General features: G+C 58.7%; 17 protein-coding genes. 4 read left to right on the top strand and 13 right to left on the bottom strand.

All coding sequences use genetic code 11. The annotated features are described in order from the left end of the window. Positions 1 to 80: 80 nt before the first annotated feature. From D1841_RS05360 to rbr, 13 genes are all read right to left on the bottom strand, one after another. The gene (locus D1841_RS05360) at positions 81 to 1040 is read right to left on the bottom strand and encodes a glycosyltransferase family 2 protein (RefSeq protein ID WP_160642354.1); all 960 of its coding nucleotides are present in this window, start codon (positions 1038 to 1040) and stop codon (positions 81 to 83) included. After that, a complete protein-coding gene (locus D1841_RS05355) occupies positions 1037 to 3721 on the bottom strand; it encodes a YfhO family protein (protein ID WP_237076213.1) in 2685 nt (894 codons plus the stop codon). Before D1841_RS05355 ends, D1841_RS05360 begins: the two co-directional genes overlap by 4 nt. Positions 3722 to 3937: 216 nt before the next feature. After that, positions 3938 to 4966 carry a zinc-binding dehydrogenase gene (locus D1841_RS05350; protein WP_160642355.1) on the bottom strand — a complete coding sequence of 343 codons (1029 nt, stop codon included), beginning with the start codon at positions 4964 to 4966 and terminating at the stop codon, positions 3938 to 3940. Between the two features lie 290 nt (positions 4967 to 5256). Continuing rightward, positions 5257 to 5907, bottom strand: coding sequence for an HAD hydrolase-like protein (locus D1841_RS05345; protein WP_160642356.1), 651 nt, complete (start codon positions 5905 to 5907; stop codon positions 5257 to 5259). 81 nt (positions 5908 to 5988) lie between these two features. Then, complete coding sequence (locus D1841_RS05340; protein WP_160642357.1) at positions 5989 to 6987, bottom strand: YgcG family protein; 999 nt, start codon at positions 6985 to 6987, stop codon at positions 5989 to 5991. A 35-nt stretch (positions 6988 to 7022) separates the two neighbouring features. Beyond that, the gene (locus D1841_RS05335; protein WP_160642358.1) at positions 7023 to 7784 is read right to left on the bottom strand and encodes a LemA family protein; all 762 of its coding nucleotides are present in this window, start codon (positions 7782 to 7784) and stop codon (positions 7023 to 7025) included. Between the two features lie 84 nt (positions 7785 to 7868). Further along, on the bottom strand, positions 7869 to 9056 hold the full coding sequence (gene thiI / locus D1841_RS05330) for a tRNA uracil 4-sulfurtransferase ThiI (RefSeq protein ID WP_160642359.1): 1188 nt from the start codon (positions 9054 to 9056) through the stop codon (positions 7869 to 7871). Between the two features lie 24 nt (positions 9057 to 9080). After that, positions 9081 to 9557 carry a GNAT family N-acetyltransferase gene (locus tag D1841_RS05325; RefSeq protein WP_160642360.1) on the bottom strand — a complete coding sequence of 159 codons (477 nt, stop codon included), beginning with the start codon at positions 9555 to 9557 and terminating at the stop codon, positions 9081 to 9083. 4 nt (positions 9558 to 9561) lie between these two features. Beyond that, complete coding sequence (locus tag D1841_RS05320; protein ID WP_160642361.1) at positions 9562 to 10695, bottom strand: cysteine desulfurase family protein; 1134 nt, start codon at positions 10693 to 10695, stop codon at positions 9562 to 9564. A 126-nt stretch (positions 10696 to 10821) separates the two neighbouring features. Next, a complete protein-coding gene (locus D1841_RS05315; RefSeq protein WP_160642362.1) occupies positions 10822 to 11847 on the bottom strand; it encodes a D-2-hydroxyacid dehydrogenase in 1026 nt (341 codons plus the stop codon). Between the two features lie 38 nt (positions 11848 to 11885). Beyond that, a complete protein-coding gene (locus tag D1841_RS05310) occupies positions 11886 to 13013 on the bottom strand; it encodes a hypothetical protein (RefSeq protein ID WP_166554233.1) in 1128 nt (375 codons plus the stop codon). Between the two features lie 363 nt (positions 13014 to 13376). Then, positions 13377 to 14975 (bottom strand): ABC transporter substrate-binding protein, encoded by a 1599-nt coding sequence (locus D1841_RS05305; RefSeq protein ID WP_160642364.1) that lies wholly within the window; start codon positions 14973 to 14975, stop codon positions 13377 to 13379. A 572-nt stretch (positions 14976 to 15547) separates the two neighbouring features. Continuing rightward, positions 15548 to 16087, bottom strand: coding sequence for a rubrerythrin (rbr, locus tag D1841_RS05300; protein WP_160642365.1), 540 nt, complete (start codon positions 16085 to 16087; stop codon positions 15548 to 15550). Positions 16088 to 16288: 201 nt separating this feature from the next. On the opposite strand from rbr, the gene D1841_RS05295 reads away from it, so the two are divergent. The 4 genes from D1841_RS05295 to D1841_RS05280 all read left to right on the top strand — a co-directional run bounded on the left by D1841_RS05295 (position 16289) and on the right by D1841_RS05280 (position 20675). After that, positions 16289 to 16684 (top strand): hypothetical protein, encoded by a 396-nt coding sequence (locus D1841_RS05295; RefSeq protein ID WP_237076214.1) that lies wholly within the window; start codon positions 16289 to 16291, stop codon positions 16682 to 16684. A 32-nt stretch (positions 16685 to 16716) separates the two neighbouring features. Beyond that, positions 16717 to 17898 (top strand): sn-glycerol-1-phosphate dehydrogenase, encoded by a 1182-nt coding sequence (locus tag D1841_RS05290; protein ID WP_160642366.1) that lies wholly within the window; start codon positions 16717 to 16719, stop codon positions 17896 to 17898. A gap of 5 nt (positions 17899 to 17903) precedes the next feature. Next, positions 17904 to 19166: an AI-2E family transporter gene (locus D1841_RS05285; protein ID WP_160642367.1), complete on the top strand. Its 1263-nt coding sequence runs from the start codon at positions 17904 to 17906 to the stop codon at positions 19164 to 19166. Positions 19167 to 19391: 225 nt separating this feature from the next. Then, positions 19392 to 20675 (top strand): carboxylesterase/lipase family protein, encoded by a 1284-nt coding sequence (locus D1841_RS05280; RefSeq protein WP_160642370.1) that lies wholly within the window; start codon positions 19392 to 19394, stop codon positions 20673 to 20675. Positions 20676 to 20692 lie beyond the last annotated feature (17 nt).

The following is a 20692-nucleotide window of genomic DNA, read 5'->3' as shown; positions in this document are numbered from 1 at the left end:
GATAAAACTTGGGAAAAACCTGTTGTTTTGTAAACGATTTGTCATCTAGTTACAAAATTGTAATTTCCATAAAGGGAGGTTTATTCCTCCGGCGGCTGCTGTAAAAATTCCTCCACCCGGTAACGGGGCCGGGCTTTCACCTCGCTGTAGATTTTCCCCACATAGCCGCCCACTACCCCCAGGCACAGCATTTGCAGGCCCCCTAAAAGCCAGATGGAACAGACAATGGCAGTCCAGCCGGAAACGGCCCAGCCGGCAAAATAGGAGATGAGGGCATACAGCAGGCCGAACACGCTGAGGATGGACACAATGACGCCGAAGTTTGAGATAAGCTTTAAGGGCTTCACGCTGAAACTGGTGATGCCGTCCAAGGCCAGGGCTATCATCTTTTTCAGGGGGTATTTGGATTCCCCGGCAAAGCGCTCGTGGCGGTCGTAATACACATAGTCGCTCTTATAGCCGATAAGGGGCACCATGCCCCGCAGGAACAGGTTTACTTCCTTATACTCCGACAGGGCCTCCAAGGCCCGGCGGCTCATCAGGCGGTAATCCGCATGGTTAAACACCACGTCTACTCCCAGCAGGTGGAGAATCTTATAATACCCCTCGGCTGTGGTGCGCTTGAACCAGGTGTCTGTGTCCCGCTTGTTGCGCACCCCGTACACCACGTCGCAGCCCTCCAGGAATTTTTCCACAAACTTGTCCAGGGCGTCCACATCATCTTGCAAATCCGCGTCCAGGCTGATGGCGCAGTCGCACAGGGGCATGGCCGTCATCAGCCCGCAGAACAAGGCGTTCTGGTGGCCCCGGTTGTGGGCAAGCTTTACCCCCTCCACATAGCCGTTTTCCTCGTGGAGCCGGGTGATAATCTCCCAGGTTTTGTCCTTGCTGCCGTCGTTTACCAGCAGGATGCGGCTCTTGTCGCCTGCAAGGCCCCGCTCCCGCATAGAATCCATTTTGGCGGTCAGGCGCTTGACCGTTTCTTCCAGCACTTCCTGCTCGTTATAGCAGGGGATGACGAAATATACAGTTGGGTTCATAGCTTCGGTTCCTCCTGTTGTTCCGGGGCTTCCTCCCCGGAGGTTTCCACCCCTGGGACTTCCTCCCCGGGGATTTCCCCCTCAGGCGCTTCCTCCGGCGTGTCAAGGTCTACCCGCTCTGCATATTCCACAGGGGCGGGGTCTTTTTCCCCTGCGCCCGGAAGCTGGACTTCCTGCTGCGGATCCTCCGGGGGCAGGGCCGCCTGCCGGGGGAAATGGGGAATCATAGCTCCGGGCCGCAGGAAGGTGGCCCTGTGCCGCTTTTCATATTCGGAGAAAGGCTCCAGGCGCATAAAGCGGGGGGCCGGAGACTGGGGCTTCTCCTTCAGGCGGCGGGCCAAAACCAGGTAAGCTGCCAGAAGGCCCAGGGAAAGCAGGGATCCCAGTATGCCGGCTGTCAGGCCGGGGGTGCGGTAGGTAAACTCGATCTGCACCTGTTCCCCCACCGGCACCACCACTGCCATAAAGCCCACGTTCACCCTGGTGATTTTTGCCGGCTCGCCGTTTACCCGGGCAGACCATCCCGGTTCATAGGGCACGCTGAAAAACACCAGCTCCTCGGTGTCCGTATCCAGGGTGGCGGAAAAGCCTGTGCGGGTATACTGGAAGGACTGGCAGGCAGAGGCCGCCCTGTCCAGGCAGTCCTGGGGATAGAGGCTTTGGTTGAAGGCCCGGTTTTCCGGGGGCAGGTGGGTGAGAAGCCCCTCAAAGTCCTGCACGTCCTTGTCCTCCAGCACCACTGCCCGCAGCATGGCAAGCTCCCTGTCCCCTGCTGTGGAGTCTGTGCCCTTGCTGAGCTTTTCATACTCGCTGCGGGTGATATAGTAGTCATAGGAAAAGCCCATGGGGATGTAATACTGGTTTTCCCAGATATCGAAGCCGTTGGCGTTGCCATAATAGGCCCAGCCGGGCATAAGGGGTTCGGAGGAATCCTCCCCGGCAAAGTAGTCGCTGTCGTGGTCGTCGTCGAAAAGCCAGTGGACAGAGGTCAGCGCCCGCACCCCGTAGTGGCTGGTTTCCGGGCGGGAGGCCACATCCCGCTGCACCCCCACAGAGCTGTAAAACTCCATGACAGATCCGGGCACCACGCTGTGGAAAGCCTGGATGGTGGGGACTTTCCAGAACATGCCCGCGTTGTCCACAGACTCATAAAAGTCTGAGCGGCACTGCTGCAGATCCGGCAGGTCGATGGAGGCGCCGCCGTTTAAGGAATAAGGGATGAGGTGATCCCAGGTGTAGTCCGACTGGGTTTTGCCCAGGGCAATAAAGAAAATGGAATACAGCACCGAGACAATGGACGCGGCCCATATAGTCCCCCGCTGGAAGGATCGGCGGCTGTCCCGCCGGAAGGTGAACACATAGAACAGGGCGGCCAGGGAGATGAGGGAAATGGCGGCATAGCTCCAGAAGCGGGTGGGATACTGCATAAGCCCAAAGGAGACGCTCTGCTCCCCGTCCACAGTTTCGGAAACCGGCGTGAAGCCCACCACAGCCGTAATGCCCAGGGTGATGGAGAGGGTCCAGACAAGGGAACGCTTCCAGTCCACCCGCTCCTCCTCCAGGGACATGACAGTGGCAAGGGCCATCATCAAGGTGAGCATGTAGAACCACCGGGCATAGTAGGCGCTGTTCATCATCTGGAAGGCAGAATTCAGCCCTGGCACCAATGCCATGAAGAAAAGCGTCCATAAAAGCTTTTTCAGCCAGTGCTTCCGCCTTAGCTGGAGCCAGCCGATAACCCCCGACATGCTGAAGAGGGGCAGCCAGGCCCCCAGGGAGGCCCAGCGGGACTCGGACTCCGGGGTGAAGTTGGGCCGGGCGGGGAGATCCGGCGGGAAGAAGAAGCACTCCAGAATGTGGAGATACCGCTGGTTTTTGTTATAGAGCACCGCGTTCCAGCCGTTGATGATGTTTCCTGTGCGGCTGTTTTGCAGCACAGCCAGGATGGAGGGGACAAGCAAAGCGCAGGAAATGCCCACTCCCAGCACAGCTTCCAAAGCCAGGAAGAGGAAGTCCCGGAAGGAGAGCCGCCAGTCCCCCCACAGCATACGCAGGAAGAAATAAATGAGGGTGAAGGTGACCTGGCCCACAAAAAAGTAATAATTCACAAAGCAGCAGGCCGCAACCGCCAGGGCAAAAAGCCCCCGGCGGCGGGTTGCCATGTATTCGTCCAGGGCTGCCAGCAGCAGGGGGAAGAACACAATGGCCTCGTGGAAATGGTTAAAGAAAATATTATAGATGGAAAACCCGGAAAAGGCATAGAGGATGGAACCGATGAGGGCTGTGTCCGGGGTTTTGGTATAGCGGTGCAGGTAAATGTACCCGGTGAGGCTGGCGCAGGCAAACTTCAGGATGAGCAGCGGCCCCATCATGTACTGCATCCACTCCGAGGGGAAGGGGATGGTAAGCCAGAAGAAGGGGCTGCCTAAAAGGTAGAAGGAATAGGATCCGATGAAGTTTGCGCCCAGGTCTGTGTGCTGGCTCCAGCCAAGCTGCCCGGATCGGATGGCGTCGTGGGCCAGACGGTAAAAAGGCACCTGCTGTACGTTGAAGTCCCCGTAAAACAGGAAGCGCCCGCCGTCTATGGCCATGAAGGGGATGAACACCAGAAACGACAGTCCCAGCCCCAGCACAAACGCCCGTATATAGTAGTTTTTCTCTCCCTGCCGCCGCTTTAACAAAACACTACCTCCTAAGGTCAAGGCCGTAGGGCTTCGCCCCACACCCCACAAACCTTTTTGCAAAGAAGGGCAAACATTCCCTTTGGGAATGTTATGACCCAAAAACCAATTTACACCATCGGGAGTACCCCGGACACGCGATGGCTCACGTAAGCGCGGAATATCATTCCGCAGCGGAAAGTTCCCACTCACGTTTCTCGCGTCTTAGATGCAACGTTACGTTGCCTGGACGTTGATAATGACTTTCATGGTAGATTCCCGGTTCTCGTCGATGAACTTATAGGCCTCCAGGTAATCCTTGAAGGCAAAATGCTTGGAGATTAAGGGCGCAAGGGACACCTTGCCCTGGTTTACCAGCTCAATGGCCGCGGCGTAATCCTCTGTGCGGTACATCATGGAGGTGTTTAAATCCAGCTCGTGATCGTTGAGCACTGCCAAGTCCACAGAGGCCTGCCCTGCAAACACCGCCACCAGGATGATGGTGCTGCCCTTGCGGGCGTGGGCAATGGCCTGTCCCATAGTGATGTTGTTGCCGGCACAGTCGTAAATCACGTCGGCCTTGTCCGGGCCAAAGCACTCTGTAAGGGCTTCCCCGAAATCCTTCTCCTTTGTGTTGATGCAGAAGTCGGCCCCGCACTCTTTGGCCTTATCAAGGCGCAGGCTGCTTACATCTGTTACCATCACCCGCCTAGCGCCCATGCCCTTGGCGGCCTGGGCCACCAGGATGCCGATAGGCCCGGCGCCCAGCACGCAGATGTCCTGCCCGGTTACGTCCCCGGCCCGGCGCACCGCGTGGACTGCCACAGCCAAAGGCTCTATCATGGCGCCCTCGTCCAGGCTCATGTCCTCCGGCAGGGGGGTGACCTTTTTCGCGTCTACAGCGAAATATTCAGAGGCCACGCCTGTGGTCTGGAAGCCCATTACCTTCAGGCTTTCGCAGAGGTTATATTTCCCATGGCGGCAGGGATAGCATTCCCCGCACACCACCTGGGGCTGGATGGTGACCTTCTGGCCTACGGTGAGGGTTGTCACCCCCTCCCCCAGCTTTTCCACCAGGCCGGAAACCTCGTGGCCCTGGGTGACGGGATAGCTTGTGAAGGGGTGCTCCCCGTGGTATACGTGGATGTCGGAGCCGCACACGCCGATTTTCATGATTTTTATGAGGGCCTCCCCGGGCTGGGGTTCTGGCGTGGGGATTTCGCGGAACTCGATTTTTCCGGGGGCGGTCATAACCTGCTGCAGCATAACAGTCTCTCCTTGTCTGTTAGTATAGGGGCATCCGCCCCGCACCGATATATCCTTATTATACCTTGGAAATCCTGTCCAGGCAAGTGCTTTTGTACAAAAAGGGCGCCTGGAGAAACTTTCTGCTCTAAGAAGCTGTACCGATAGGATTGGTGCGAAGATTTTCGAGGAAATTTTGTGGGGTTTAAGGCGGAAACCGCAAGAAGACCTGTCGGTCTTCGAGGATTTCTAACACAGAAGCCCGCTAAATTTCCCGAAAAGATTTGTGCAGGAGCCTATTGGTACAGCTTCTAAAGCAGGGAGAAACACAAGGCTTCCAACTCCTCCACGCTGGAGACAAGGTGGGTGGCCCCGGCCTCCCACAGTTCTCCCGGATCGCTGTAGCCATAGAGCACGCCGACGCTCTCCACCCCCTGGGCCTTGGCTCCCAAAACGTCCTGCCGCCTGTCCCCCACCATCACCATCTGCTCCTTAGGCGGGTTTTCCAGCAGCTCCCTTGCATAGGCGATTACCTCCGCCTTGTCTGTGCGGGCGCCGTCCAGCTCTGCCCCGGAAAGGCAGGTGAAATATTGCTCCACCCCCCGCAGGGACAAGATCTGCCGGGCAAACACCAAAGGCTTGGAGGTGGCAAGGCACAGCACAGCGTTGCCGCGCAGGCGCTCTAAAAAGCCCGCCATGCCCGGATACAGGGGGCTTTCAAAAACACCCTTGTCCCGGTAGCGCTCCCGGTATTTTTCTACGGCCCGGGCGGCGTCCACAGGGCTTAGGCCATAAAAGGTTTCAAAAGAGCCTTGCAGGGGCGGGCCGACAAACCGCCGCAGTTGGGCCTCTGTCTGCTGGGGGAAGCCGAAGGCAGTGAGGGCATACTGGGCGGATTTCATAATGCCCTCCCCGGTGTCTGTTATGGTGCCGTCTAAATCGAACAGGAAATATTTTTTCATACATGTTCTCCCTCATAGAATGCACCCATGCCGGTTCCAGCATGGGTGCCATTGATTTTCAGGCAGCTTTGCCGCCGGTTCTTAGCGCCTGCCGGCCCCGCCGCCGCGGCTGGCTCCACCGCCGGAGAATCCGCCTCCGCCGCCAAAGCCTCCTCCAGAGCGGCCTGCGCCAAAACCTCCGGAACGCCCGCCGCCTGTAAAGCCGCCGAAGCCGCCGGGACGGTGCCCGGCTGGGCGGTGCCCCGGCCCTCCAAAGCCTCCCGGGGGCGGCGGGGGCGGGGGCGCGCCCCAGTGGGATCGGCGGTTCCGGCCCATCATGTTGCCCAGCATCATGCCGGTCCAGAAGTTGCCGCCACCTCCGCCTCCTCCATAGGGCGGGCCGCCCCGTCCCCCGCGGCCCCTGCCGCTGAAGATACGGACCACGATGATGACAACCACCATAATAATGACAATGCGGGCCACGTTGGAGACAACCCCCATGAAGCTTTTCCAGCGGCTGGGCCGCACGCTGCTGTAATAGGGTTCATCATAATCAGGGCTGTCGGGCTGGGTGTATTCGTCCTCGTAGCGCTCGTAATAGTCCTCCACCTCGTCCAGCACTTCGTCGAAGAACGCTTCCACGCCCTCGTCATACCGGCCTGCCGCAAAGTCCTCCTCCAGGTAATCGTCAAAAAGCTCCTGGAACTTGGCCCCGTCAAAATAGTCCTCCAGGCCATAGCCCGTCGTGGCGTAATAATTTTCCTCGCCTATGGCCAATACCAGCAGAATGCCGTTATTGCGCTGGGAAGAGCCAATGCCCCAAGTGTTAAAGAGGTCGTTTGCATAGTCTTCTATATCCTTGCCGCCCAGGAAGTCCACCGCCACAATGACGATTTCCGCACCGCACTCTTCAAAAAGCTCTTCGTTTTCCTTGATAATCTCCCGCTCCGTCGCGCTGGAGAGCACCCCGGCCTCGTCCAGCACATATTTGTTTGCCGGACGCTGGGGCACTGCCGCCAGCGCGGGCATGGCAGTCCAGAAAACCAGGCAGATCATCCCCACTGCCCCCAGCACCCATTTGCCAAGCTTTTTCTTTACCACAGGGCTATTCCTCCCTTCCTATGCCTTCCCTGCTGTCAGGGGTCCAGCTTGTCTTCCACAATCTGCCCCACCCTGTCCTCTATCTTCTCCGCATAGCCTTCCGCCCAGGCTTCCACAGTGCTTTCCAAGGATTCCTCCTGCCGGGTGGACTGCTCCGCCGCGGCTTCTTCCCCGGCGTAGTCCCGCTCAGGCTCCTGCACCGCTGTGTCCTCCACGACAGCGCCATGCTCGTCAAAGGGGATAAGCTCCTTCACATCGGTAAAGTTCCGCAGAAGGTTTACCGGGAAGGAATGCAGCCGGGCGTTAAAGGCCCGGGCCTCGTCGTTATAGCTGCTGCGTTCGATTTTGTCCTGCTCCGAGCGCATCTGGGCTATCATCTGGGCCGGGTATTTTTTGTCCTTTTCCTCTAAAGGCAGCTTTTCCAGTTCCGCAGCCAGGGCTTGGGCCGCCGCGCCCATTTCCATATTGGTGGCTCCCGCCCAGTAAAAGGTGTCGTCATGGGCGCTCTCATTGGCCTGCACCTGGTATTCCAGCGCCTGTGTGTAAGAAATAATCTCCGGGTGGGCCTCTGTATACCGCTGGGCCACAGTCAGCAGGTTGTGGGCGGCTTCCCGGCGCTTTTCCAGGCCGTCATAGATGGCATAGCCTGTGCTGTCATAGTAATAAGCGCTTTCGGCATCGTCCCGCAAGTCCTCCATGGAATGGGCCACGCCCAGGGGCATGGCGGCAAAAATCAGCCCTGCCATAACGGCCGCGCCGATAATATTCCGCTTTCTCCGCTTTTTTCCATCCTTCATCCCACAAAACCTCCCTGTGTTTTCTATATTCTATGATAACAGCACCAGCCTGCGAAAAACCCGTCCCATTTCTTACAGTTTTCTTTAATTTTGCAATTCCGGAAGGATTTGCCGGGCTTCCGCCTGCTCCAGCGCTTCCCTGAGCAGGGCTTCCCCGTCGATGGCCTTTTCCCCGTCCTCCACAAAATGGAGGATGGGCTTTGTGCGGGGATGCTTGGGGGTGAAGATAGTGCAGCAGTCCTCATAAGGCTCAATGGAGATGTCATAGGTGCCGATTTTCACGGCGGTTTTCACAATCTCCGACTTGTCCGCGCCAATAAGGGGCCGGAACACCGGCATGCCCGCCACGGCGTCTGTGCAGGCAATGGCCTGCATGGTCTGGCTGGCAACCTGCCCCAGGCTTTCCCCGGTGATAAGCGCCCCGCAGCCCTCGTCCTCTGCCACCTGCCGGGCCGCCCGGAGCATGAAGCGCCGCAGGATGACGGTGTGCAGCTCCTCCGGGCATTTGTCCCGGATTCCCTCCTGGAGGCGGGTGAGGTTTACCGTCACCATTTTGATGCGCCCGGCATATTCCCCCACCTTTTGCAGCAGGCGCACCACCTTGTCGTGGGCCAGCTCGCTGGTGTAGGGCGGGCTTGCAAAGTGGACGGCGGTAAGCTCTACCCCCCGCTTTGCCATCATCCAGGCGGCAACAGGGCTGTCCAGCCCGCCGCTTATCAGCACTAGCCCTTTGCCCCCGGTGCCCACAGGGATGCCCCCGGCCCCGGGCCTGGGGTCGGCGTGGACATAGGCTTCCGCTTCCCGCACCTCCACCCGCACCGTGATGTCCGGGTTGTGTACGTCTACCCGCAAATGGGGAAAGGCTTCCAGGAGGTAGCCTCCCACCTCTGCGGAAATCTCCGGAGACTTGTAGGGAAACTTTTTGTCGCTGCGCTTGCACTCCACCTTAAAGGTGCGGGCATCCTCCAAAGGCTCCCGCAGGTATTCCGCCGCCTTTTCCCGGATTTTCAGAAGATCCTTTTCCGCCGCCCCGGCCCGGGTATAGGCCACCACGCCGAAAACCTTGCCGCAGCGCTCCTCAGCCAAGTCCATGTCCGCGTTTTCATCCTTTGGCTCCACGTATACGGTGGACTGCCGGCTGTATACGGAAAACTCCCCCGCGCTTTTCAGCCTGCGGCGGATATTTTTTATGAGCACGTCTTCAAAGGCCCGGCGGTTCAACCCCTTTAAGGCTATTTCCCCCAGCTTCAGCAAAATTATTTCCTTTTCCATAAGCGAGCACGCTCCCACTTTTGTTTATTCCAGGGCCTTGAGCATAATCAGGCAGGGGTTTTCCTCATCCCACATTTCCGTCAGGGTGACTAGGGGCGCAAAGCCCATCCCCCTGTAAAACCGCCGGGTGGCTTCATAGGGCGGGAAATCCGCTGTGTCACTGAGGGTTTTTACCATCACACAGGCGCAGCCCTGCTGCCGGAAATAGCTTTCCGCCGCCTCATACAGCCCCCGCCCTAGGCCCTTCCGGTGCAGGCCGGGCAGGACGCCCATCACTACAATGTCCCCTGTGCGGCTGTAATGGATTGTTACGGCGAGGATGCCCAAAGGCGCGCCACCCTCGTCCACCGCCGCCCACAGGGACAGGCCTTTCACTTTTTCGCAGTATTCCGAAAGGCCCTCCGGGTTTCCGAACCACTCCGGCAGGGCGCGGAGCACCTGGCGGGTATAAGCGGCCCGGCGCTCAGGTTCTTCCACTTTTTCTATTTTCCAGCCTTCCATAGGCTCACTCCTTTGCTAAGCGCGAAAGCCCCTCTTCCAGGGCCGCAAGCAGGGCCTTTACGTCCTCCATGCTGGAAAACCGGGAAAAGCTTACCCGCAAAGCAGAGCGCACATGCCCTGCCGGCAGGCCCATGGCCTCCAGCACATGGCTGGGCTTTGCCTTTCCGCAGGCCGACCCGGCGGAGACATATACCCCTTTTTCCGCCAGGAAGTGGAGCATAGTTTCCGCCCGCACCCGGCCTGCCGAAAAATTCACAATATAGGGCAGGCCGTCCTCCGGGGAATGGACGGTTACCTGCTCCAAAGCGGAAAGGCCCTCGATAAGGGCCTCTTTCAGGGCCTGCATTCTGGGCAGGGCTTCCTGGGGCCTTGGCAGGCGGGAGGCCGCTTCCCCAAAGGCCCCCAGAAGGGGCAGGCTTTCTGTGCCCGGGCGCAGGCCCCGCTCCTGCCCGCCGCCAAAGGCGCGGGGCAGGATGCGCGTGCCTTTTTTTACATACAAGGCCCCGGCGCCCTTTGGCCCATGGATTTTATGGGCGCTGACGGTACACAGATCAATCCCCCATTTTGCCGGGGAAAAGGGAAGCTTCCCAAAGGCCTGCACCCCGTCTGTATGCAGCAGGGCCGGGGCCTTTTTCCGCCTGATAACCCGGCTTAAACCCTGGACAGGCAGGATAGCCCCGGTTTCGTTGTTCACTGCCATCACGCTGACGAGAATGGTGCTTTCGTCGATTGCCGCTTCCAGGGCCTCCAGGGGCACCTGGCCTGTTTTGTCCGGCTTTACATACACAGCCCGAAAGCCCTGGCGCTCCAGCTCCCCCACAGCTTTCAGGACGGAATCGTGTTCTATGGCGGTGGTGACAATTTTATCCCCTAACCGCCCGCGGGCAGCGGCGGCCCCGAAAAGGGCCAGGTTGTTCCCCTCTGTGCCGCCGCTTGTAAACGTAAGCTCCCCTGGCTGCACCCCCAGCTTCCCGGCAACAGCGGCCCGGGCCTTTTCCAGCTCCTGCCGGGCTTTATAGCCCCGGGTGTGCAGGGAGGAAGGATTCCCGAACTCCTCCACCATCAGCGCCCGCGCCCGGTCTGCCGCTTCCGGCAGCACCTGGGTGGTGGCGGCGTTGTCTAAGTAATGCTCTGCCACATCCATGCCTCCTAAGGTCTTGGGACTTTTGTCTCGCCTGCCGGCTCGGTCGGTTGCTGGACATGCCCCACTGGGGCATAGCAACCCCTTTTAAAAAAAGGGGTTAATCCTAAAATTTATAGCGTTTTACAGCTTTCTGTAGCCGGTAGCGAAATCCACCTGGTTTTTTAGCGGCTCTCCCTTCAGGAAGCGGGTGAGGTTCTGGGCGAAAATATCCACAATGCGGGTGTGGGTTTCCTTCAGATGGTAAAACCCGGAGATGTGGGGGGTTACCACCGCTGTGGGGATTTTCCACAGCCTGTGGCCCTGGGGCAGCGGCTCCGGGTTGGTAACATCCAGCCCAGCCCCGGCTATGGACCCGCTTTCCAAAGCGTCGCACAGGGCCTCTGTGTCCACAATGGTGCCCCTGCCTACATTTAAAAGCACAGCCCCGGGCTTCATCAGCCCTAAGCGCCTTCTGTCCAGCATGTTCCGGGTGGCTTCTGTTCCCGGCAGCGTGACGGCGACAATATCCGCCTGGGGGAGAAGCGCGTCCAAATCCGCAATCAGCCGCACCTCGTCGGCATAATCGGGCTTTGCGGCATCTGTCCGGCGCACGCCGATAACCTTGGCCCCCAGGGCCTTGCAGCGCTTGCCGAACTCCCCGCCGATGTCCCCCATGCCCAGCACCAGCACGGTGCTGCCGTATATGGTTCGCACCGGCCCCAGGCTTTCCCAGGCTTCCCTCTGCTGGGCGTCCCGGTACAGCTCCAGCTTTTTCAGGATTTCCAAAGCCATAGCCAGCATGTGCTCGGAGATGGCAAGGCCGTATGCCCCGGTGGCGTTTGTAAGCAGCGTATGAGGGGCCAGCACCCCGGGCCTGATGTATTCCTCCACCCCGGCGCTGTTGGTTTGCAGCCACAAAAGCTTTTCGCTGCCGTGGAGGCTCTCCCCCTTCACGTTGCCTAAAATAATGTCTGCCCAGTCTATGTCCTCCTGGGTGACGGGATCTGTTTCTATGAGATTTTCAAAGGGCAGCTTTGCCCACTGGAAAGAGGGCAGGGCTGTCCCGGCCTTAAACCGGAAGGCACACCCCGGCCCGGCTTCCTGAAGCTTTTGCATGTGGGTTTCCTCTACAGGGACTGTGACGAGAATATTTTTGCCGTTTTCCATACCATGCTCCTCCTCTTTGCAAAGACAGACTCCGAGATTTATCCTTCCGCCATTTCCAGAATGGAAAGGGCTGTTTGCAGATCCTGCCGGCTTGGCTCCGGGATTTCCGCCCGGCAGGCCATGCCGCAGATACGGCGCGGCCCGTCCCCCAGCCGCACCCGGCAGTTGTGGGGGCAGGTGCATTTGCGCTGGGGGAATTTATCATCAAACCACAGGCCCAGCCTGGGATTTTCTTTATGCAGGGCAGCGCTTGCCTCTGAAATTTTCTCCGGGGAACCGAAATACAGGCACAGGGTAAAGGCGTCGGGGTCGGCGTAAAACCCGGCGGCGCATTTGCCCTTTTTGCGGTATTCCCCTTTCCACTGCGCCCCGGAGGTGATTTCCCGCAGGGGCTTTATCACAAGCTTCGCCCCCCGGCCTGTCATGGCGCTGTGCAGAATCCTGGCGGACTGCGCCCTGTCCGGGGTGAGGGTGGCGAAGATGTCCGCGGGCTGCGGCCCGCCCTGGAGGGCCGCCCGGTAGTCCACCCGCAGATAATTCATATAGCTGTATTTATCCTGGGGCGCCTTGCACAAGGCCCACAGGCCATATAACATTTTGGGGAACTCCCGGCTGGTGACGTACACCAGCTTTGGCTCCTGCCGCTCGTCCAGGCCCAAAGCCTGCAGGCGCTGGAACCGAGGCCCGTTTTCCCCCCGCAGGTGTGTCCATTCCATGGCCTTGCGCGCCTCCTGCCAGGCAGCTGTGGTGAGGGTGAGCACCCCCTTTTCCAAAGACTGCGCCCGGGCGCCCAGCTCATATAAGTAGGCCGCGTAAAACCGGATGGCCTGCTGGAAGCGGTTGCGCAGGCGGCTCTCCTTCTGGTCGGCCCTGTGCTCCCCTTCTTCCTCCTCCAGCCCGGCAGGCCGGGACTGCATGTACTCGTCATATTCCCCCTGGGGGATGAGGAAAAAGGCGGGGTCGCTGTACATTTCCCCGTATAAGCCCTTTATAAATGCGTAAAACTGCCGCTCTCCCTCCGCCATGTCCCCGCTGGCATGCTCACATTCCGGGATGGCCTCCCGGAATGGCGCCAGCATCCGCAGGCAGTGTAGAATGGAGCGCCGGGGCGCGTCGTCTTTGGGGGGCACAGGCCGCCCCCACAACACAGCTTCTCTTCCAGACATAACAATCGCCATGCGGTACAGCATTCCCGCAAAAGGGATGAAGCATCAGCCTTTTGCGGCTGTACCGTTCCTTTCTTCGTATTTTTCCCGTTTCCTCCCCGGCTGGCTTACGGCAGGGCCTGTGCCCGTTTTTGGGGGAGCAGAAAATCTTCTCTGGTTTTTTCTGTTTTCACCTTCCCAAGTTTACCACAAAACTTTCCGCCTGTCTATGGAAAAGCCCCGGGGCTTCTTCCGGGAAAGCTGCCGGAAAAAGGGGGAATATGGGAAAAAGGAAAGAAAAAGCCCGGAGGTTTAGGGGGATTACACAGAAAAAGCCGGAGCAGTGGGGCAAATGTCGGCGGGGCCGGAAGCAGTTTTTTTGCCTTATCCCTTTTTGCGGGCTGTGATGAAGTTCACGCTTAAATCGGGCGAGGCGGCAATGCCCCGGGTGCCGGGGCCGGCGGCGTAATAGGTTTTGTCGCTGAACAGGGGATAGAAAATATAGCTTTCCAGCAGGTAGTTTTCCAGGCGGCGGTAGGAGGAAAGCTCGAAGGTCAGGGAGTGAAGCTGGGCGTCAAACTCCTCGTCCTCCAGAAGGCTGGGGTAAGAGGTGCTTTCAAAGGACTTGAGCACCTGGTAAGGCGTGGTGCCCCCGGCCCGCAGGGTATAGAGGGCGGCCTCATAGTCCCCGGAGGCAACCCGGCTTTTCATCTCCTCCTCGGGCAGGGGCTGGATGTTAAAGGCGTTGCCCAGCTTCTGGTTCCAGGAAACCAGAAAGCCGTTGGCAATGTCCACAGACTCCGGGTCATCCGGGCACAGCACCGAGATGGAGGGCAGCTTCTCCTGCTCCAGCATTTCCAGCAGGGAGGGAAGGCGCTCTAACACCGTATCGTCCTGCTGGGCATAGAGCCGGGCGCCGTCGGCATAATAGGAGGAGGTGTTCCACACCACGCAGCTTGGCATAATGCCCATGGCCTCCTGGGCCTCCTTGTCCCGGCGGCGATCCAGCAAGGACTGCCTGTCAAGGGTTTTCAGGAACATCTCCCGCACCACAGGCTCCTCCAGGCTTTGCGCGCGGGGGTTCAGCAGCAGGCCTGTCACCGCGTCGTCCAGCACCTGCACATGGCACCCCTGGGCCTCCGCCTGCTCTGCCAAAGACTGGGACAGGGTGAGGATGTCCGCCTGCCCGCTGGCAAGGGATTCCACAGGGTTTTCCAGCAGGGCCGGGTCATAGTCTATCAAAAACTGCAAAGAGGCGGGGCGCACCTCATGGGGGCCTTTATACGATTCGCTGCGGGAAAGGCTGATGGCCCTCTTGCCGGACTCTGTCACCCAGGAATAGCGGTTTGTAAAGGTGAAGGGGCCGTTTGTGATAAGGTATTCGGAGGAAAGGCCGTAGTGCCCGGCAGACTCCTCGAAACAGGCCCGGTTGCAGGGCATATAATGGCTGCCGGCGGTGAGGGCGGGAAAATCCGCATAGCTTTTTTCAAGCTGCACCACCAAAGTCAGCTCGTCCTTTGCAAAGACCCCCAGGCTGCTCTCCGGTATCTCTTTATTGTACACCTCCCTGGCCCCCCGCAGGATGAACAGATCGTCCACAGAGGGGGTGGCGGTTTCCGGGCGCAAAGCCCGCTGCATGGCGAAAACAAAATCGTCCGCTGTGACAGGGGTGCCGTCGCTCCACTTGGCGCCCCCCCGCAGATAGAAGGTGAACTCTGTGTCGTCATAGTTTGCTTCCCACTTTTTCGCCACGCCGGGCACCACCTGCCCGTCCTCGTCAATGCGGCACAGCCCCTCGAAAACAGAGCCGATAACCACCCAGGCCGACTCCCCGGAGGCTGTTTGGGGATCCAGGTTGTCCACGTTGCGGGCCAGCAGATAGGTAAAAGCCCCGTCATTTTTATAGCCGTCCCCGCAGGCCCCGCACAGGCACAGCAGCAGGAAGGAGAGAAGCAGGCAGCAAACGCCTTTTATATGTTTCATCACAATCGCCATGCGATACAGAATACGCACAAAAAGCCATGAAAAAGCAGCGCTTTGTGCCCGGTATCTTTCCTTTCCTTCGTATTCTTCACACTAGTGTCCGCAGTGCCGGGCCTTAAACGCCGCGCCTGTGGGCAGAAGCCCATACGCACAGCCTTGTAAAAGGGGAAGCCGCCCCGCGCCCGAAACCGTTCCTTTCTGTTTTTTTCAGCTTGCTCCCATCATACCAAACCCGGCTTTAAAAGTCAACCGGGCTGCCGGGAGAGGGAGTGCCCAAAACACGCATTTTGTGCTGTCAGCGCATGACCGTGGGACTCTGTCCCACACCCTGCGAACCCTTTTGAAAAAAGGGTTCGATCCTAAAACCAATTTCTTAAATTGATAAATTTCTTTCTATTAACTCTTCCTCTTCGTTTCAGACATCCCCTCCGGGAGGGGGCGTGCCTGCCTCCGGCGGCTTAGGGGCCTTTTTAGTCAAGCCCTGGGTATTCCCCCTGCAAGAAAAAGGAAACCCGGCGGCACCCCTTTACAGGGCACAGCCGGGTTTCCCGCCCGAAGGGGCGGTTGAGCGTTTAGTAATTGGCGGGCTTTAGCTGGAAATAGGCCTGGGGATGGGCGCACACCGGGCAGACCTGGGGCGCGGCCTTGCCCACCACAATGTGCCCGCAGTTGCGGCACTGCCAGATGGCGTCGCCCTCCCGGGAGAACACCAGGCCCCCTTCAATGTTGGCGGCAAGCTTGCGGTAGCGCTCCTCGTGCTCCTTTTCAATGGCGGCAACGCCCTCGAAAAGATGGGCAATCTCCGGGAAGCCCTCCTCTTTGGCGGTTTTGGCAAAGCCCGCGTACATGTCGGTCCACTCGTAATTTTCCCCGTCGGCAGCCTCCTTCAGGTTCTGCAGGGTGTCCCCCACCTGCCCGTGGAGAAGCTTGAACCAGATTTTGGCGTGCTCCTTCTCGTTGTTGGCGGTTTCCTCGAAAATCTCCGCAATCTGGGTGTAGCCGTCCTTTTTCGCCTTGGAGGCAAAATAGGTGTACTTGTTCCGGGCCTGGCTCTCCCCGGCAAAGGCGGTGAGCAGGTTGGCTTCTGTTTTCGTCCCTTTCAGTTCAGGCATGGCATGTTCCTCCTTTTGGTTTAGAAAGCTTTTATACGTCTCATAATATCCCCTCTGCCCGGTAAAGTCAACAGGCAGTTTCCCGGCGCAAGGGGTGCCGGCGCTTTCCAAATGTAAATTTATCGTGAAGCCCGGGCCGGGGCTGTTGAAAAACCTTTTTATAAAGCGTATACTACAGATTATAGAAAGGTTGTGATAGCTTTGTTTTTTCAAAAATTCCAGCGCTTCATGTACGGACGCTATGGCAGCGACGGTTTCAGCTTCTTTTTGCTTCTGCTTGCCTTAGTATGCACTTTTTTAGGCAGCTTATTCTTCTGGCCCCTGACCCTTTTGGCAGACGCGGTGTATATCTACACCGTCTTCCGCATGTTCTCCCGGAACATCCCGGCCCGACAGCGGGAATATTACGCCTTTTTAAAGGTGTGGGGGCCTGTGAAAAGCTGGTTTGCCTTACAGAAGCGGAAGTTTTCAGAGCGGAAGTATACCCGCTATTTTAAGTGTCCCCAGTGCAAACAACAGCTCCGGGCGCCCCGGGGCCGGGGGAAAATAGAGGTCACCTGCCAGAGGTGCCATCACGTGTTCATTACAAAAACCTGAAAAAGCCGCGTTACCTAAAGGAGAAAAAGGATATGAAAAAGCTGACGGAAATGAGCCTGGAGGAATTCGCGGGGCTTTCCTACCCCTGCTCCTGCGGGCGCACCCACGAGGTGGGCATCCGGAAAATCCGGGTGGCAGGCGGGTGCCTGGAAGAGCTGCCCGAAACCGTGGAAGATTTAGGCGGCGGGCCTGCCTACCTGCTGGCAGACCGCCGCACCTTCGAGGCCGCCGGGGAGCGGGCGGGGCAGCTTCTCTATGAAGGGGGCATCCCCTTCCATGGGAAAAAATTCTCCGGGGACAAGACCCTGGTGCCGGACGAACACACCCTGGGGGCCGCCCTGGCGGATTTAGAGCCGGAGGACAGGCTGATTATCGCCATAGGCTCCGGCACCTTAAACGACACAGCCCGGTTTCTCAGCGCCCGCACAGGGGTGCCCTATATGGTGGTATGCACCGCCCCTTCCATGGACGGCTATGCCTCCACTGTGTGCCCCCTGATTCTGGAAGGACAGAAGGTTACAAAGCCCGGGGTGTATCCCCAGGCCATTCTGGCAGACACCTCCATTATGAAAAACGCTCCCATGCCCATGCTTACGGCAGGCTTTGGGGACATTATCGGCAAGTTCACAGCCCTGGCGGACTGGCGGCTTTCCCAGCTTGTAAACGGGGAATACTACTGTGAGGAGTGCGCCGCCCTTATGGCCCGGGCTGTGGAAAAGTGCGCTGAAAACGCAGAAGGCCTCCGCGCCCGGGACGAACAGGCTGTGCAGGTTGTGACAGAGGCCCTCATCCTCTCCGGGGTGGCCATGGGCCTTGTGGGCAATTCCCGGCCCGCCTCCGGGGCAGAGCACCATTTCTCCCATTTCTGGGAGGTGGACGCCCTGCGCTGGGGGCAGGAGCACCCCCTCCATGGCAACTCCGTTGGGGTGGGGGCGGTAATTTCCGCCTCCCTTTATGAGCTGGCAAAAAGCCGCCTGCCCCAGGGCTTTGCCCTGCCGGACAAGGAGCGCATCCTCTCTTGCCTGCAGGCGGCAGGCTCTCCTGCAGGCCCCATGGAGCTGGGCATCCGGCGGGATTTATTCTTTGAAAGCCTGCTGCACGCCATGGAAATCCGGGAGCGCTTTACCATCCTGCGGTTTTTAGCCGGGCAGGGGCTTTTAAACGGCTGCGCCGCTGAGCTTGCGGGCCGGTTTTATCCGGCTGGAAAGGAGTGAGGCCCATGCGCTGGGCAGATTTTGAAAAAAACCTACACGACGACAAAAAGGTGCTGCGCACAGGCATGTTCCTTCTGGCCTTTGCCGCCGCGCTGGTGCTGCTGGTGCTGCGCTTCGACGCGGTGTGGGGCGCGGCACAGATGATTTCCGCCACCCTGACCCCTGTGGTAGGGGGCATTGTGGTGGCCTATGTGTTAAACGTATTTGTCCATCTCTTTGAGGACGTTGTCTTCAAGCCCTTCCAAAAATCCCGGAGCAGGGTATGGAAAAAGCTTTGCCGGCCCCTTTCCGTTCTGCTGGCCTATGTGATTGTGGCGCTGGTCATCCTTTTCATTGCCCTGTTCATTGTGCCGGGGCTGATTGAATCCATGGGCGTGCTGGCTGAAACAGCCCAGAAAACCCTGCCCACCACCATCAACAACTGCCTGCGCTGGGCAAACGAGTTTGCAAGGGAAAACGACCTGGACTTTATGGAAGATTTCCTCAAAAGCTTTAACTGGACCACCCTGCTCTCCAACGCGACGAAAACCGCTACGGATTTTGTGGCCTCCCTGGTGGGGATTATGTCCAACGTGGCCTCCGGCGTGTTCAGTATGATTATGGGCTTCATTTTCTCCATCTACATGCTGACAGGCAAGGAGAAGCTGCTGCGGGGCGTGCGCTCTGCCCTGCTTGCCTTCCTGCCCCGGAAAGCCGCCCGGAGCCTTTCCCATGTGGGGGCCATTACAAACCGGGTGTTTTTCTCCTTTATCAAGGGCCAGCTTACAGAATGCGTAATTTTAGGGGTGCTGTGCTATATCGGCATGAGCCTTTTGGGGCTTGACTACGCCCTGCTCATCTCCTCCGTAGTGGCCCTGGGCGCCCTTATCCCCATTCTGGGCGCGTATGCCGGCGCGGCGGTGGGGGTTATTGTCCTGCTGCTGGTAAATCCCTTTGATTCCCTGATTTTCCTTATCTTCCTGCTGATCCTCCAGCAGGTGGAGGGCAACCTGATATACCCCCGTGTGGTGGGCTCCTCCATTGGCCTGCCCCCTGTGTGGACCCTGTTCGCGGTGGTGTTCTGGGGAGGCGTGATGGGCATTGCGGGCATCTGGCTGGGCACCCCTCTGACAGCGGTGATTTACAGGCTGTTCCGCTCCTCGGTGCGCAGCCGCCTGCGGAAGAAAAACATGGATCCCATGGATCCAAAGCTTTATGCCCCCTCCCCCTTTGCGGATGAAAATCTGGACAAGGAGGAAGGGGAACAGCAGAAGCTGGAAGAAATATAAGAAGCCGTACCAATAGGCTCCTGCACAAACCTTTTCGGGAAATTTAGCGGGCTTCAGTGTTGGAAATCCTCGAAATACGAAAGTATTTCTTGCGGTTTCCGCCTTGAACCCCACAAAATTTCCTCGAAAATCTTCGCACCAATCCTATCGGTACAGCTTCTAAGCTGTTATACTTTTTAAGACGGCGGAACTTGCGGAAAGATTACAAAACGGGAGGAATGCAGCATGGAAACAATGGTAAAAACAAAGCAGGGCGCTGTGGAGGGCCTTTGGAGCGGGGACGGGAAAACCGCCATTTTCAGGGGAATCCCTTACGCAGAGGCCCCTGTGGGGGCGCTGCGCTTTCAGCGCCCCCAGGAGAAGGCGCCCTGGGAAGGGGTGCTTTCCTGTAAGGAATTCGGCCCCCGGTGCCCCCAGGCGGATTTAGCCTCTATGGACTTTTACGGCAAAGAGTTTTACGACGAGATGGTGCCCCCCTGTAACGAGGACTGCCTGCGCCTGAACGTCTGGACGCCAAAGGAGGCCCAGGCCGGCGGCGGGCTGCCCGTACTTTTCTGGATACATGGCGGGGCCTTTATGCATGGCTGCGGAAGCGAAAAGGAGTTTGACGGAGAGGGCTTTGCCCAAAAAGGCGTTATCCTGGTCACCATAAACTACCGAGTGAATGCCTTCGGCTTTTTCGCCCATCCGGATTTGGAAACGGAAAACGGAGAGCGGGTTTCCGGCAACTACGGCATTCTGGATCAGATATTCGCCCTTAAGTGGGTGCGGGAAAATATCGCCGCCTTTGGAGGCGACCCGGAGAAAATCACCCTGTGCGGCCAGTCCGCGGGCTGCATGAGCGTGCAGGCCATCATCTCCTCCCCTCTTGCAAGAGGCATGGCCCGGGGGGCCATCCTCCAAAGCGGCACAGGCCTGCCGCCCCGGCGCTCCACCCCCACCCGGGATCAGATTTTTGAAACCTCCCGGCGGCTGATGGCCCATTTGAAGGTTTCCACCATAGAAGAGCTGCGGCAGGTGCCTGCCCAGGCCCTGATGGAAGCCGCCTATGGGGTGCAGGAGGGGGGCGGGCTTTGCTGGCGGCCTTATGTGGACGGCTGGCTGCTGCCGGCACAGCCGGAGGATCTGGCGGAAAACGGGGCTGTCCATCCCATCCCCATGATGATCGGCTGTACCGGGGACGATATCGGCGGAGGCGCGCTGCAAGAGGGAACTGCCGCCTGGTGTGAAAACCTTTTGAGGCTGGGCAGAGGCCCCTCCTACCTCTACTTCTTCGACAGGAAGCTGCCCGGGGACGACGCCGGCTCTTTCCACTCCAGCGAGCTGTGGTACGTCTTTGAGACGCTTTCCCGGTGCTGGCGGCCCTGGGAACAGAGGGACGCAGATCTCTCCAGGGAGATGGCAGGGTATTGGGCCAATTTTGCAAAGCAGGGAAACCCCAACGGAGAGGGCCTGCCCCAGTGGGAGGCTTTTGGCGAGGGCACCCGGGAGCCAAAGGTTTTCCGGTAATCTTACAGGCTGCAGAA

It is taken from the genome of Neglectibacter sp. X4 (assembly GCF_009917365.1).
Taxonomy (GTDB): domain Bacteria; phylum Bacillota; class Clostridia; order Oscillospirales; family Acutalibacteraceae; genus Acutalibacter.
Note: the sequence above shows the minus strand (reverse complement) of the source record. Positions and strands in the feature narration are given on the sequence as shown.